The following is a 15,061-nucleotide window of genomic DNA, read 5'->3' as shown; positions in this document are numbered from 1 at the left end:
GGATCATGGACTGCTCAAATCTAATACAACTTCGAAAAGATTTTCAAGAAGCCTGTGCCCGTGATGTTCCGGGTGTCATGGCGGCCAGGACCTACGCGACAAGGGTTCTGGAAGAACTTCGCCGCCTTATAGGCGCCTCAAGCGAAGCCGAAAAGGACGGCTGGTGCGCGGCGGCGGTAGGGGGATTCGGTCGAGGCCAGCTTAGTTTTTTTTCCGACCTGGACCTCGTCTTTCTTCATCAGAAACGCCTGCCTTCGGGCTTGGAAGCCTGGATTCGTCATATCATTCCAAGCCTTTGGGATGCCGGCTTTGAAGTGGGCCATATGGTCACCTCCCCCAAGGGCCTGAAAAAACTCATGGCCCAAGATTTCAGTGTTCAGACCACCTACGTGGAAGCTGCTCCGGCCGGAGGAGATGCCGAGTTTTACCGACGATGGCGTAAGGATTTTCTCGGGGATTTTTCCAGATCCAAGCGGGCTCGATTTCTGGAAAACCTTCGTCAGTATCGAAAGGCTCGGTACAGCCGTTACGGAGAAAGCAGTTATCTTCTGGAACCGCACTTGAAGGAAGGTGTGGGAAGCTTGCGGGACATTCACACCATTCGCTGGGTGGGAGTCATCTTTTTGGGGACCCCTTTGGTGTCCGCCCTTCAGGAGGCAGGGTGGCTGTCCGCGGAAGAAGCCCTGTGGCTGGAACAGGCGGAAGATTTTCTGTGGCGTGTTCGCCTTCAACTGCATCGTCTCAGCGGCAAGCGCCAAGATCGGCTTCTTATGACGGATCAGGAAATTCTCGCCAAGCGTCTGGGTTTTCTGGACGGAACGGCAGGCAGTGCCGTTGAAGCTTTCATGCACCTTTATTATCGTCACACGGCCCGTATTCGCCGAATCGTCGGGTTTCTTTTGGATCGCCTCACCCACGAAACCCAAAAGCCTCAACGCTTCAGAACCCATCGAAAAACCGTGCTGCCCGGCCCGTTTCTTTTGGAAGACAACCACTTATCCTTTCTGGAACCGGAACGGATTCGAGAAAGGCCGGAATGGCTCATGACCCTCTTTTGGGAAGCCGCCAAAAGAGGTGCCCATTTCCATCATCAAACGGGGCGCCTTGTACGGGAAAATCTTTCCGCCGTCACTGACGCCGTGCGCCGTGACCCGACGGTGGTGGAAAAGTTCTTTGATATACTGTTGCATCCCGTCCATGCCTTTTCGGTCCTGCGGGTCATGATGGAAACGGGTTTTCTTGAGACCTTCATCCCGGAACTGGCATCGGTGCGCTATCGAGTTCAGCACGATGTTTACCACCTTTACACCGTGGATGAACATTTGCTGCGCACGGTGCGGGAAATGCACCGACTGGAACAGGGCCTTTCTTCCTTGGAACCTCAGCTGGACTGCCGGCACCTGTTTCATGAGCTTCCACATCAGCGTGTGCTGTACCTGGCTGCTCTTTTGCACGATGTGGGGAAAGGGCAGGGGAAGAACCATTCGGTGCGTGGCGCCGAAATGAGCCGAACCATTGCGGATCGTCTGGGACTTCAGGCGGAAGAAAAAAACCTGCTGGAATTCCTCATTCGCCATCATCTGCTGCTTCCGGACACGGCCCTCAAGCGTGACCTGAGCGATGAAAAACCCATCGTGCGTTGTGCCATGCAGATCGGCAGCCGCGCGAAACTTAGACTGCTTTATCTTTTGGCCGTGGCCGATTCCCGGGCTACGGGACCCGGAGCGTGGAACACCTGGCGAGCCTCCCTCATGGAAGAGCTTTATGCCAAAGTGGACCGTGTCCTTCTGCGCGGTGAATGGCTGCCGGAAGATGTGACACAAAGGGTGGATGCACTGCAGGAGCACGTTCTGGCCTTGTGCGAGCCGGCCCAACGAGCTGGCGTGGAGCGCTGGTTGGAAAGTCTCTCCCTTCGATATCTTCTGTCCCAGACGCCTTACGATATGCTGCGCCATTACGCCATGGAAAATGAGGTGCCCGAAAAGATTCTTGTGCTGGAGGCCCGCCCGCTGGAGGGGGAACTCTGGCAGGTGACCACGGCATGCCGGGATCGGCCCGGCTTGTTCGCGACCATCTCAGGCGTGCTCTGGCTGCACGGCCTCAACATTCTTTCGGCGGACATTTACACACGATCCTCCGGGATCGCTCTGGACATACTCATCGTCGAAGATGTGCCGGACCCTTTGCATCCTGAAGAAAGCTGGCGTCGTGTGCAAGAAGATCTCACACGCTGTGTGCAGGATCCCGCGGCTCTCACGGCTCTCAAGGAACGGTATCGCCCCCCGATTCCTCGAAAAGCCGTCCTGGGGCCGAGAAAACCCGACCGAGTCGTTTTGGACGAAAGTGCTTCCGATTTCTACACGGTCATTGAAGTTTACACTTGGGATCGTCCGGGCGTGCTGCACGCCGTCACACAGACCCTTTATGAACTGGGCTTGACCATTCAGCTTGCCAAGATTTCCACACCCGGAGCTCAGGTGGTGGACGTCTTTTACGTCACGGACCTGGAAGGAGCCAAGATTCAGGATCCCGAAACGCACGGCCTGATCGAAGAACGCCTGCTGGCCTGTCTACAATCCTGGGATGTTCCCCATTCCAAAGGTCGAGGATGACGAATTTGTCCTTTTCATGCCGGAATTTGGGAACAAAGTGACAATTTTGTTCTGTGGACGTGGGGCCATGGGGAGGGATTTTCAAAAAGAGGGCTTTGGCAAAGACTTGGCCTGAAATTTGCCCTCTTCGCCATGGAACCGGACATATTATCCACATGATTCGACAAGGAGGAAACTGCATGACCCCTCAGGAAGTGATGGCTTTTGCCAAGGAACACAACGCTCAAATGGTGGATTTTCGCTTTTTGGATTTTCCGGGTATCTGGCAGCATTTTACGGTGCCCATCAGCGAATTTGACGAATCATCCTTTGAAGACGGTTTCGGATTTGACGGATCCAGCATTCGTGGCTGGCAGCCTATCAATGCCAGTGACATGTTGGTGATTCCGGATCCCGACACGGCCGTCATGGATCCTTTCTTTCAGGTACCTACCCTCACGCTCATCTGTAACATCGTGGATCCCGTGACCAAGGAACGTTACACTCGGGATCCTCGCTACATCGCCCACAAGGCGGAATCGTACCTCAAGTTCACAGGCATCGGGGATACGGCCTATTTCGGTCCGGAAGCGGAATTTTTTATCTTCGACGACATTCGCTACGCCTCGGCGGCCCATTACAGCTACTACTTCATCGATTCCGAAGAAGGCATTTGGAACAGCGGTCGGGAAGAAAACCCGAACCTGGGCTACAAGCCGCGTCATAAGGAAGGCTATTTCCCTGTGCCACCTACCGACACCCAGCAGGACATTCGTACGGAAATGGTGCTCATGATGCAGCAGGTGGGCATTCAGGTGGAATGTCAGCATCATGAAGTGGCCACGGCGGGTCAGGCGGAAATCGACATGCGCTTTGCACCGCTTGTCAAGATGGGTGACCAGCTCATGTGGTTCAAGTACATCATCAAGAACGTGGCTCGAAAACACAAGAAAACGGTGACCTTCATGCCCAAGCCACTCTTCGGCGACAACGGCTCGGGTATGCACACGCATCTAAGCATCTGGAAAGAAGGTAAACCTTTGTTTGCCGGGGACCGCTACGCGGGGCTCAGTGAAATGGCCTTGCATGCCATCGGGGGTGTGCTGCGTCATGCGGCGGCTCTGTGTGCCTTTACCAATCCCACCACCAATTCCTACAAGAGGCTTGTGCCCGGCTATGAAGCGCCGGTGAATCTGGCCTATTCCAGCCGAAATCGCAGCGCCTCCATTCGTATTCCCATGTATTCGCCGTCACCCAAGGCGAAACGCATCGAAATTCGCTTCCCCGATCCCTCCTGCAACGGGTATCTGGCTTTCAGCGCCCTGCTCATGGCCGCTTTGGACGGCATTGAAAACCGCATCGATCCTGGAGAACCTCTGGACAAAGACATCTATGCTCTGAGTCCTGAGGAACTGGCCAATGTGCCGTCTACGCCGGGATCTTTGGAAGAAGCCCTCAAGGCTTTGGAACAGGATCACGACTTTCTGCTCAAAGGCGATGTGTTCACGGAAGATGTCATCGCCAAGTGGCTGGATTACAAACGTTCCAACGAAGTGGACCCCGTTCGGCTGCGCCCGCACCCTTACGAGTTTATGCTCTACTTCGACATCTAAGAGCTCTAAGATACTCCGTTCTTTTCCCCGCTCTCCCCTCAAAATCTGCCCTCTCGCTTGCAAAGGCGAGAGGGTCTTCCCAAAAGGGTCAGCCCACCGGTCGTCCTCGCCCCTTTTCTGCTTTGTTTCCAACCTGGCAGAGGTCCTGACGGCTGCAAGAGACGGACAACTTTAAGAGCCAATTGAGGTTTGTAAACTTAGATATGCCAGCCGATGTGAGTGGGATAATCCATTTTTTCTATTTATGATCGAGATTGGAGCGCGGTGAAAGCGAGATAGCGGCTGCCGAGGAAACCCACGAGGGTGTATACGCCGCCGGCGACAATCTGAGCCACATAAGGATTTACGGCGAGAAATTTCAGGAGCGAAAAGAGGACGGCGAGATTGGCTAGATAGGCGGTCCCGAGGGAAGCCAGAAAAAGGGGAAAGGCGATGCGGTCGGGAGCCGAGGATCGAAAGCTGAAACGTTTATTAAGAACATAGGAGAAGGAAATCCCAATCATGTAACCTAGGGCATTGCTGAGATACGGGTTGAAGCTGCAGGCCATGAGGCCGAAGATGATTCCATAGCCTAGGACCGTATTTAACACGCCTACCAAAATGTATCTAGAAAAATAGGGAATTTCCTTAGCGACCACACGCCGTGCCGTGCCAATGGCGCTCTTTTTCGACCCCATTTCTCAGTCCAACCCCTTCGATGGCGATCGCCACGAAAAAGGATTCGTAAACGGTTTGCATATCCTTCAGGCGCTGTTCCTAAATCAGATAGATTCCCGGCGTTCAGAGGAGCCTGAAGCGAGTGCGTTCATAACACGCCGCGCTTTCGGTCCTTATCCAGGCAATAAACCAAACACTGCTGTGAGATGCAAGGACGATGGCACCCAGGTTGTCTGAGAGAGCACAATGACCGTTGCTACGAACGTTTTGTCAAGGGAAGGGCGAGGCACCGCCTCCTTCCTAAAGGCGGACACATCGGTCCGCCCTTCCAGGGTCATGTGCCCTGGCTGTATGGGCGCTCCGGTGTGTGCGCCCCCTATTCTCCAGGTGGCGTATGTTTTTGGGGCGGACACATCGGTCCGCCCCTACAAGTCTGAATCGTGTTTTTCCCTGAGAAAACGACGCTCTGGCCCGCTCATGAAGCGAGCGGATCGCCTGCGCTTCCAGGGCTGGGTCCGTTGTCGGACACGATCCTACTTGCGGGTGGCGGCCTTGAGGGACCGGGCATAGCGGCCGATGCGTTCGGCAAGGTCCGTGGCTTCCAGGTTTTCTTCGATAAGCCGCTCAAAAGCGCTTCCTACCACAGCCCCTTCGGCCATGCGGCAGACGGCCGTTACATGTTCCGGTTGAGAAATGCCGAAGCCCACACAGACCGGAAGGGAAGTCACCTGTTTCAAACGCCCGGCGGTTGCGGCCACTTCTGAAAGATCCAACCCTGAGCTTCCCGTCACCCCGGTCATGGACACAAGGTAAAGAAACCCGGAAGCTTCACGGGCGATGGCCGCCATGCGTTTAGTGGGTGTGGTCGGGGCCACGAGCCGAATGAAATCCAACCGGTTTCCGGCCCATTGGTCCAGAAGTTCTCGGGATTCTTCAGGGGGCAGGTCCACCACAAGGACAGCGTCGGCTCCGCACCTAAGACTTTCCTCATAAAACCGAGCATTTCCCATCGCCAGAATGGGATTATAGTAGCTGAAAATCACAACGGGAATATCGGTCCATTCCCGTAATGCTCGGCACATTTGAAGGGTTTTTTCCAAGGTCATGCCTTGAGCCAGCGCCCTTGCCGAAGAGCGCTGAATCACAGGGCCGTCGGCTGTAGGATCCGAAAAGGGGACACCCAGCTCGAGAATATCCACCCCTCCGTCGATCATGGCTCGAAGAAGGCTCATGGAAGTTTCCGGGTTGGGATCCCCTGCCGTGACAAAACCCACCAGAGCGCCTTCGCCTTTTTCCTTGAGTGTTTCAAAGGTGTGTTGCAATCGGCTCATCGTGTGCACCTTTCTAAAGATCCTTGAAGACGATACCCAGGTCCTTGTCGCCGCGACCCGAAAGATTGACGATGAGAATATCTTCGGAGGGTCTTCGGGCCGCTTCCTTTATGGCATGCGCGACGGCATGGGCACTTTCCAGCGCGGGAATGATCCCTTCCAGAGTGGACAAGGTGCGAAAGGCTTCAAGAGCTTCCGAATCGGTGATGGAAACATAGCGTGCTCGGCCGCTGTCTTTTAACCAGGAATGTTCCGGACCAACACCCGGATAGTCCAAACCGGCCGAGATGGAATGGGCTTCAAGGATCTGTCCGTAAGCGTCTTGAAGCACATAGGATTTGGATCCGTGCAAAACTCCTATGGATCCCGCTCCCAAAGTTGCGGCGTGTTTTCCCGTATGAAGACCTTTTCCGGCCGCTTCTACGCCGATCAGTTCCACAGGATCTTCCAGAAAGGGGTAAAAAAGGCCCATAGCATTGCTGCCGCCTCCCACACATGCGATAAGAGCCTTGGGCAGCTCGCCCTCCTGTTCCAGAATCTGACGACGGGCTTCATCGCCTATCACGCGCTGAAAATCCCGAACCATGGTGGGGTAGGGGTGAGGTCCCGCCACGGACCCGATGACATAAAAGGTGTCTCGAACGGCACTCACCCAATAGCGCATGGCTTCGTTCATGGCGTCTTTGAGCGTCCCCGTGCCGGAAGCCACGGGAATCACTTGCGCTCCAAGAAGTTCCATGCGGCGTACATTGGGGGCTTGGCGTTTCACGTCTTCGGTACCCATGAAGATGCGGCATTCCATGCCAAAAAGAGCCGCTGCGGTGGCGGTGGCCACCCCATGCTGACCGGCTCCCGTTTCCGCAATGACCTTTGTCTTCCCCATGCGTTGCGCCAGCAAGACCTGACCCAGCGTGTTGTTGATCTTGTGGGCTCCGGTATGGGCCAGATCTTCGCGCTTGAGGTAAATTTTGGCGCCGCCGCCATAGGCCGTGAGACGTCGAGCGAAGAAGAGGGGCGTGGGGCGGCCGGCGTAATCCTGTAAAAGCCGATGAAAGGCTTTGTGAAAGGAGGGATCTTTTTGAGCATCCATGTACGCGGCTTCCAGCTCCAGTAGGGCCGGCATGAGGGTTTCCGCCACATAGCGGCCTCCGTAGGGGCCGAAATGGCCTCGAACATCCGGCATGGGGTGTCGGGGTTCGAATTTGGGGTTAACCTGAACGGGTGTCACGGCGATTGTGGGATTCATGCGAAAATGCCTCCTTGCATGGGCCGTGGCCGCAAACGGCGCACGGCGTTGACGAATCTTTGCATCTTTTCAGGATCCTTTCGGCCAGGTTGACTTTCCACACCGGAACTTACATCCACACCGTCAGGTTCCGCGATGCGAATGGCTCCCTGAACATTTTCGGGTGTGAGGCCTCCGGCAAGAATCATGGGTGTGCCGTGGACGATGCCTCGGGCTTGACCCCAGTCCCAAGCCAAAGCGTTGCCTCCGGGACGGTGAGTTCCGGCGCATTCCACCAGAAAGGCCGAAGGCGCGTAGCGAGGGTGATCGAGAAGAGAAGGGTTTCGATTCACAAAGAGAGCCTTGATGACGCAAAGTCCTGCAGCTTTGAGATGGATGATGTCTTCGGGGGGTTCTAGACCGTGCAGTTGTACGGCATGAAGCCCCAGGGAATGGGCCGTGGCCAGGATGGCTGTCGAAGGGACATCCACGAAGATACCGACGGCCAGGATGTGGGAAGGGAGTACGCGCACGATGTCCCGGGCGGTGGCTTCAGGCACGTAGCGTGGGCTTTTGGGGTAAAAGACGAGCCCCACCGCCTGAATGTCCAAAGATGCGGCCTCTTGGGCGTCTTCAGGGGAAGTGATCCCGCAGATTTTAATGAACATGGTGAAAGCCTCGCAGGTGAAGTGGGACTGTGGGTCGGTGTCCAGGTTTGGAAAATCGTGCGCAGGGACCGACATCTGTAGGGGCGTACCCATGTGTGCGATCGAAATCGGGCCCTATGGGTGCCATTTGGGATGGACAAGTCTGTGCGCCGCGACAGGGTCCCCCGGTAGTTGGGCGACACATGAATGGAACGGTAACGGGTCCCGCGATGGGGAGCTGACAGATCGGTCCGCCCGTAAAGGGTTCTGCTAGTGGGGACGGACACATGGGTATGCGAAGACGGGTAGGGTCGGTTGAAGAATTTTTAATGGGGTGACGATGCCTCATGGCTCCCTTTTCCTCCATATAACGGCTTCACGGGTTGCCGACCGTGGTCCTAACTGTTCCAGACCCAAAGGGTTCGGCCAATGTTCGTACGGCGGCTTCGGGATTTGGAGCCTTGACCAAGGATTCTCCCACCAACACGTTAAAAATTCCTGCTTCCAGAAGCCGTTCGATGTCCGAGCGGTCTCGAATGCCGCTTTCCGCCACCATGATGCGGTCTTCGGGAATAAGGCGCCTCAACCGAATCGATGTCTCCACTCTGGTTTCAAAGGTTTTAAGGTTTCTGTTGTTGACCCCCACCAGCCGGGCACCGTACCGAAGAGCTGTTTCCAGTTCCGTTTCATCGTGGACTTCGGTAAGTGCCGCTAAACCCAGAGCATCACACAGAGCGAGAGCATCCCGCAGGAATTCCGGGGAAACCGCCCGCACGATCAAAAGCACCGCATCGGCTTCAAAGGCTCGAGCTTCATAGATTTGGTAGAGGCTGACCGTGAAATCTTTGCGGAGCACCGGAAGGGATACAGACTTTCGAGCCGCCTGCAAATCTTCCAGAGATCCGGCAAAAAAGGGGCCGTCCGTGAGAACGGAAAGGGCGGCGGCTCCACCGCGGGCATAGGCTTGAGCATAAGCCACAGGATCCAGATCGGGACAAAGGATCCCTTTGGAAGGAGACGCCCGTTTGATTTCAGCAATGAGCCGAACTCTTTGGCTTTCAAACTGGTCATTAGACGTTCCCCCGGCGTAAAGGGTCGAAGCGAACGGGCGCGGTTTCGGCATGGCTTCCGCCATGCGACGAAGTTCTGCCAAAGGCCTTTGAGCCGATCGAGCCGCCACTTCTTCATGTTTGGTCTTCAGGATTTTCGAAAGAATGTCACTCATGAATGAAAACCCCCACAAAGCCCCTAAGCCTCTTCAGTTTCCCGAAGTGAAAGCCGTCTTAGGCGGTGGCTCGAGCGATTCACTTGGTGCTTTTTCACGCGTGAGACGCACAAGGCTTTTCAACTTGTCAAAGGCGGCGCCGGAATCGATGCTTTGTTCCGCCATACGAATGCCTTCTCGAAAATCCTCTGCCTTGCCTGCGGCGATCAATGCCGCCGCCGCATTGAGCACCACCACATCCCGGCATGGTCCTGAGGATCCTTGAAGGACTGATTGCAGAATCCGCGCGTTTTCCTCAGAAGATCCCCCGCGCAGGGCGTCAGGATCGGCCGTTCGGCCCAGAAGACGTTCCGGATCCAGGTCGTAGGTCCGCACAAGACCGTCCTGAAGTTCTGTGACACGTGTCGGTGCACAAGCGCTGATTTCATCCAGGCCGTCATGGCCGTGGACCACAAAAGCACGACGTGTTCCCAAAAGTTGCAAGGCTTTGGCGAACATTTCCGTTAATTCCGGAGCAAACACACCAAGCACCTGGCAGTTGGCTCCTGCCGGGTTGGTCAAAGGGCCCAGCATGTTGAAAATGGATCGAATCCCCACTTCTTTGCGCGCTTTGGCTGCGTATTTCATGGCGCCGTGATAAAGCGGCGCAAAGAGGAAACCGATCCCGATATCCCCAATGATTTCTTCCACCACTTCCGGATCCACATCCAGCCGAACCCCCAGGGCTTCCAGCACATCGGCGCTACCGCAACGACTGGAAACAGAACGATTCCCATGTTTGGCCACAGTGACACCACAGCCTGCCACCACAAAGGCGGCTGTCGTGGAAATGTTGAAAGTTTGAGCGCCGTCACCGCCCGTGCCGCATGTATCCACCACGGTGGAGGCGGGTACGTGCAGACGATAAGCTTTTCGGCGCATGGTTCGAGCGGCCCCCGCCAGTTCGGTAAAGGTTTCGCCTTTGGTGGCCAGAGCCGCCATGAAGGCTCCGATTTGAGCGTCGGTAAGAGCTCCGGACATGAGCTGTTCCATAAGGCCGCTCATTTCGTCTTCCGTGAGGTCGATTCGTCGTGTGAGACGCTGAAGCAGATCAACAAACACGGCTGTTCCCTCCTTGCCCGTTCAGGAAATTGCGCAAAAGGCGTTTTCCCACAGGAGTCATGATGGATTCGGGATGAAACTGAATGCCTTCACAGGGGTAGGTTTTGTGGCGAATGCCCATGACTTCGCCGTCATCGGCCTGGGCGCTGATTTCCAAACATTCAGGCAGCACTGCGGGGTCCACGGCCAAAGAATGGTAGCGCATGGCCTGAAACGGCCCCGAAATCCCTCGGTAAATGCCGCGACCGTCCGAATGCACCATGGATGTTTTGCCGTGCATCAGATGACGGGCCGAACCCACACGTCCTCCATAAGCCACGGCGATGGCCTGATGGCCTAAGCAGACCCCGAGAACGGGGATGGAGCGAGCAGCTCGAATAAGAGCTACCGAGACGCCTGCATCTTCAGGCCGACCGGGTCCAGGAGAAATGACAATGCCCTGAGGACGCCAGGACAAGATTTCTTCCACCGACGCCGCATCGTTACGGATTACCCGAACGTCGGCTCCTAGCATCTGAAGATACTGCACCAGGTTGTAGGTAAAGGAATCATAATTGTCGATCATGACAATCATGGAAAAGTCCTCCTTCACTTTGGTGATTGAAGGTTTCGGCGTTTTGAAGCAAGGCCACGGCCTTGAGCATCGCCTTGGCTTTGTTCACGGTTTCCTCGTATTCCCGTTCGGGGACGGAGTCGGCCACAATCCCGGCACCCGTTTGAACGGTCATGAGGCCGTCGTGCAGGCAAGCGGTGCGAATGGTGATGGCCAGATCCATGTTGCCCGTGTATGAGATGTAGCCCACCGCCCCGCCGTATGGACCTCGCGGTGTGGGTTCCAGCTCGGCGATGATTTCCATGGCTCGAATCTTGGGGGCTCCGGTGAGGGTTCCCGCCGGAAAAGTGGCGCGCAACAGATCCCAGGCATCATAGTCCCGCCTAAGGTCGCAGGTGATGTTGGACACCAGGTGCATCACATGGGAATACCTTTCCACCACCATGAGGTCGGTGACCTGCACGGTCCCGGTTTCGGCCACTCGCCCCAGGTCGTTTCGGCCTAGATCCACCAGCATGAGATGCTCAGCACGTTCCTTGGGGTCTTTGAGAAGTTCGTCGGCCAGACGTCGATCTTCCTGTTCGGTGGCACCTCGAGGCCGTGTGCCGGCAATGGGCCGAAGTGTGGCCACACCGTTTTCCAGACGCACCATGGTTTCCGGAGATGAACCCACAAGGATCCGGTCGTCCAGTTCCATAAAAAACATATAAGGGGATGGGTTGATAAAACGCTGGGCTCGATAGAGAAACCAAGGGTCCGGAGCCGGCTGGATCACGAAGGGCTGGGAAATGACCGTTTGGATGACATCCCCGGCACGAATATAGTCCTTGACCGTGCGAACCATGGCCAAAAAATCATCTGGGGCCACCAAGGACCGAAACGCGCTTGAAGTGGAACCGGATCGCGCGGCGAAAGGGCGCTTTGTAGCGTCATGATAACCAGGGGAAACGGGAGTGAGTGAACCAAAGGGCATGGATGAGAACGGGTCTTCTTCTATGAGTGTAGATGTCCCGCCCGCAGAATGAGAGGGTCCAGAAAAAGAGACGGTTTCAGGCAGGGAGGGATGAGCCGGCGCCTCTGTCCTTCTTTGACATGCCATTCGAGGATCGGTCTTTGACGTTCTGGGATAAGCTCCTAGTGGAATAGGAGGAAAAGGCAAGGGTTTTTCCAAGGATTCCGCCAGGGATTCCAGGCGTGTTACGGCCCCGTCATAACCACGATCAAGATCGGCGGTTTCCTTTGATGAGACAACGGGTACCAGCAAGGTCAAGGTGTGTCGCACATTGTCAAAGATGATCAGTTCGTCGGTCATGACGAAATGGCCGAGAGGGGCTTCTGAAGGCAATGAGTTGGGAATCCTTTCAAAAAAGGAAACGGTTTCGTAGGCGAACCATCCCACCAAACCGCCCCAAAATCGTGGAAGTCCGGCAACAGACACAGGCCGATAGGAAGCCATGAGGTTCCGCAGAACCTGCAGAGGATTTCCATGATGCGGCAGAAGGTGCCGGCTGCCGTTTTCGGTGATTTCCACATGATCCCGAAACAGACGTACATGCCGAGAAGCCGATACTCCGAGAAAGCTGTATCGCCCCCATCGTTCCCCGCCTTCCACACTCTCCAGAAGAAAGACGGGACGGCCTGGTTGTCTGATCTTGGCCAAGGCCGACACCGGGGTTTCCGTGTCGGCAAGAATTTCACAACATACCGGGACCATGTTTCCTCGTTGAAACAGGTCCTTGAATTCACTTCGGGTTGGGAAAAATCTGAGCTTCATGGTTGAAGAACTCCTGTAGAGGTCACGAAGAGGCAGCTCGATGAGCGGAAAAGCCGGTGCTTTCCGGTTCCGGGGCTCGAGCGTAGAGTTGCACTAGAGGAGCGATTTCTTCGCAGAGCCTTCGAAACTGTTCGGGATACAGAGATTGGGCACCGTCGCTTAGAGCTTCTTCGGGCCGATGATGCACTTCCACCATAAGCCCGTTGGCCCCGACGGCGACGGCGGCGCGGCTTAAAGGGATCACCTGGTCACGGCGTCCGCAGGCATGGCTGGGATCCACCAGAATGGGAAGATGGCTTTCTTTGCGGACGACAGGCACGGCGGAAAGATCCAGGGTGTTACGGCTGTGGTCCGTGAAGGTACGAATGCCACGTTCGCACAGAATCACGTGAGGGTTTCCGCCTTCCAGGATGTATTCGGCGGCCATGAGCCATTCTTCCAGGGTGGCCGCCATACCGCGTTTCAGCAGCACCGGCTTGGAAGAATGCCCGGCACGTCGAAGCAAGGTAAAATTTTGCATGTTCCTGGCGCCGATCTGCACAATATCGGCGGTTTCTTCCACCAGGTCGTAGACGGTGTGGTCCAGAGCTTCGGTAACGATGGGAAGACCCGTTTCTTGACGTACCTTGTCGAGGATTTTCAAAGCCTTTTCTCCGAGCCCTTGGAAGGCGTACGGGGACGTGCGCGGCTTGAAGGCGCCGCCACGAAAGAGGTGCGCTCCGGCACGTTTCACATGCCGTGCAATGGTCAAGGCCTGCTCCTCACTTTCCACAGCACAGGGTCCGGCAATGATAACCAGTGAACCGTTGCCGATGCGCACATCCCCGACGGAAATCACCGTGTCCTGGGGATGAAATTCGCGGCTGACCAGCTTGTAGGGCCGTGTGACGGGAATGGCCTCCTTGACCCCGGGCAGACTCAACACCCAGTTGGGATCCACAGGTCCTCGGTTGTGCAATATGCCAATGGCCATACGTTCCCCGCCTTGAATGGGACGAGCGCTGTAACCTCGACTTTCAATGGCACGCACTACCTGGGCGATGTCTTCCGGGGTGGCCCTTTTATGCATGACGACAAGCATGGCGGAAACCTCCTGTGCCTAGAGGGAGATGGGTTCGGCCATAAAAGGCCGAAAAATGAAAAAAGGCCGAGGGATCAAATCCCACGGCCTTTGGCTCACAAACAAAAGGACCGTGGGCCGGGTGGCCCACGGTCCTAATGGCTTCTCTGATGCCGGTGGTCTAGAGCGACACACCTCCGTAGGCGCACCCATGCACAACGCACCACCACCAGCACCACCAGAAACGCGCGTTATGCCTACACACGGATGAACCCACGGTGCATACCTTTCTTTTGAAGTTCATGTCGCCTCTCGTAACGGCTTTTGCCTAAGACATTGAGAAGGTTTTTGTCAAGAAAATTTTTCAGCCCATCACCCAAAATGCCGGCAGGAGCGTAGGCATGGGTGTCTGGCCGCCATGACCAGAGGCGTAAGGGAGCGGTCCGTCTCTATGTGCCAACATGTGACCATGGTCATGGGGACAAACCTTTACCCCTAGACGAGCGTTCATCGCTTGGACTAGTGGCAGCATGTCGTTAGGGGCGGACCCGTGTGTCCACCCATCAAACCTGTCCCTTTTTAGAACGAACCCAACGGACGGAAGTTGACCAGGAACGACAAAGACGGTTGGATCGCATGCCATTTGGTAGGGACGAAGCGGCGCCTTCCCCCTACAAACCCGAAATGATGCCGTTCCCCCTGAGAGTGCGGGCCTCTGGCCCGCTATTTTTGCGGGCGGGACACCCGCGCTCCCTGGGTCACATCCGTTCTCGGACAATCTCTCAGGTCATGGGCCATCACTCAGTGGGGGCCGACCCATGGGTTCGTCGCAAAAACTGCCGCCAGCGCATGTTTTCGGGGCGCACACACCGGTGCGCCCCTACAGGGTCTTACCCTACGTGCATGTCCAACCTATGGGACCGGTTGCACATGCGCTCCCAAGAGGCTCAACCTACGTTCGGGTGCCATGCACATGTGTATCCATGCGGACTTGCCGGGTGAATCGATTTATCTTCAGCGTTTTATTGTGGGCGATGGCGTCGACGTCGATGGCTTCGTGCGTCTTGAGAACGGCCCCTTTGGCGACGCCCTCGAGGTTTGAGGAAGTCCACACGAATGAATTCGTGCCGATTGACGAACCGCACGAAAAGCGGATAAATATTAAACTCTTTTTGGACCACAGCTCGCACCTGTTCCAGCGTGGAAAACTTATTGATGCCGTACTTTCGATAATCATCCGTTTTTATGTACAGAGCCATGGTCATCCTCCCTCTACCTGGAATC

Annotated in this window: 12 protein-coding genes; 2 read left to right on the top strand and 10 right to left on the bottom strand. The window is 55.9% G+C overall.

The window, feature by feature from the left end; genetic code table 11:
• Nucleotides 1-5 precede the first annotated feature (5 nt).
• Entirely contained in the window at nt 6-2,612 is a 2,607-nt protein-coding gene (gene glnD / locus WHS46_10560; GenBank protein MEJ5349112.1) for a [protein-PII] uridylyltransferase, read from the top strand.
• 179 nt (nt 2,613-2,791) lie between these two features.
• Nucleotides 2,792-4,204 carry a type I glutamate--ammonia ligase gene (gene glnA, locus WHS46_10555; GenBank protein MEJ5349111.1) on the top strand — a complete coding sequence of 471 codons (1,413 nt, stop codon included), beginning with the start codon at nt 2,792-2,794 and terminating at the stop codon, nt 4,202-4,204.
• 242 nt (nt 4,205-4,446) lie between these two features.
• Here the strand turns inward: glnA and WHS46_10550 are convergent, their stop codons facing one another.
• From WHS46_10550 to WHS46_10505, 10 genes are all read right to left on the bottom strand, one after another.
• Nucleotides 4,447-4,881: a GtrA family protein gene (locus WHS46_10550; protein MEJ5349110.1), complete on the bottom strand. Its 435-nt coding sequence runs from the start codon at nt 4,879-4,881 to the stop codon at nt 4,447-4,449.
• A 513-nt stretch (nt 4,882-5,394) separates the two neighbouring features.
• Nucleotides 5,395-6,192, bottom strand: coding sequence for a tryptophan synthase subunit alpha (trpA, locus tag WHS46_10545; GenBank protein ID MEJ5349109.1), 798 nt, complete (start codon nt 6,190-6,192; stop codon nt 5,395-5,397).
• A gap of 13 nt (nt 6,193-6,205) precedes the next feature.
• Nucleotides 6,206-7,438: a tryptophan synthase subunit beta gene (gene trpB / locus WHS46_10540; protein ID MEJ5349108.1), complete on the bottom strand. Its 1,233-nt coding sequence runs from the start codon at nt 7,436-7,438 to the stop codon at nt 6,206-6,208.
• Nucleotides 7,435-8,085 carry a phosphoribosylanthranilate isomerase gene (locus WHS46_10535; GenBank protein ID MEJ5349107.1) on the bottom strand — a complete coding sequence of 217 codons (651 nt, stop codon included), beginning with the start codon at nt 8,083-8,085 and terminating at the stop codon, nt 7,435-7,437. Before WHS46_10535 ends, trpB begins: the two co-directional genes overlap by 4 nt.
• A 355-nt stretch (nt 8,086-8,440) precedes the next feature.
• Entirely contained in the window at nt 8,441-9,289 is an 849-nt protein-coding gene (gene trpC, locus WHS46_10530; protein MEJ5349106.1) for an indole-3-glycerol phosphate synthase TrpC, read from the bottom strand.
• Between the two features lie 33 nt (nt 9,290-9,322).
• Complete coding sequence (gene trpD, locus WHS46_10525; protein MEJ5349105.1) at nt 9,323-10,390, bottom strand: anthranilate phosphoribosyltransferase; 1,068 nt, start codon at nt 10,388-10,390, stop codon at nt 9,323-9,325.
• The gene (locus WHS46_10520) at nt 10,380-10,964 is read right to left on the bottom strand and encodes an aminodeoxychorismate/anthranilate synthase component II (GenBank protein ID MEJ5349104.1); all 585 of its coding nucleotides are present in this window, start codon (nt 10,962-10,964) and stop codon (nt 10,380-10,382) included. The genes trpD and WHS46_10520 overlap by 11 nt, the downstream gene beginning before the upstream one ends.
• Nucleotides 10,939-12,717 carry a chorismate-binding protein gene (locus WHS46_10515; GenBank protein MEJ5349103.1) on the bottom strand — a complete coding sequence of 593 codons (1,779 nt, stop codon included), beginning with the start codon at nt 12,715-12,717 and terminating at the stop codon, nt 10,939-10,941. The genes WHS46_10520 and WHS46_10515 overlap by 26 nt, the downstream gene beginning before the upstream one ends.
• Nucleotides 12,718-12,739: 22 nt before the next feature.
• Nucleotides 12,740-13,798, bottom strand: coding sequence for a 3-deoxy-7-phosphoheptulonate synthase (aroF, locus tag WHS46_10510; GenBank protein MEJ5349102.1), 1,059 nt, complete (start codon nt 13,796-13,798; stop codon nt 12,740-12,742).
• 1,001 nt (nt 13,799-14,799) lie between these two features.
• Complete coding sequence (locus WHS46_10505; protein ID MEJ5349101.1) at nt 14,800-15,036, bottom strand: hypothetical protein; 237 nt, start codon at nt 15,034-15,036, stop codon at nt 14,800-14,802.
• Nucleotides 15,037-15,061 lie beyond the last annotated feature (25 nt).

It is taken from the genome of Desulfosoma sp., from assembly GCA_037481875.1.
In the GTDB taxonomy this organism is placed as follows: Bacteria; Desulfobacterota; Syntrophobacteria; order Syntrophobacterales; family DSM-9756; genus Desulfosoma.
This window is presented reverse-complemented; position numbering and strand designations above follow the sequence as displayed.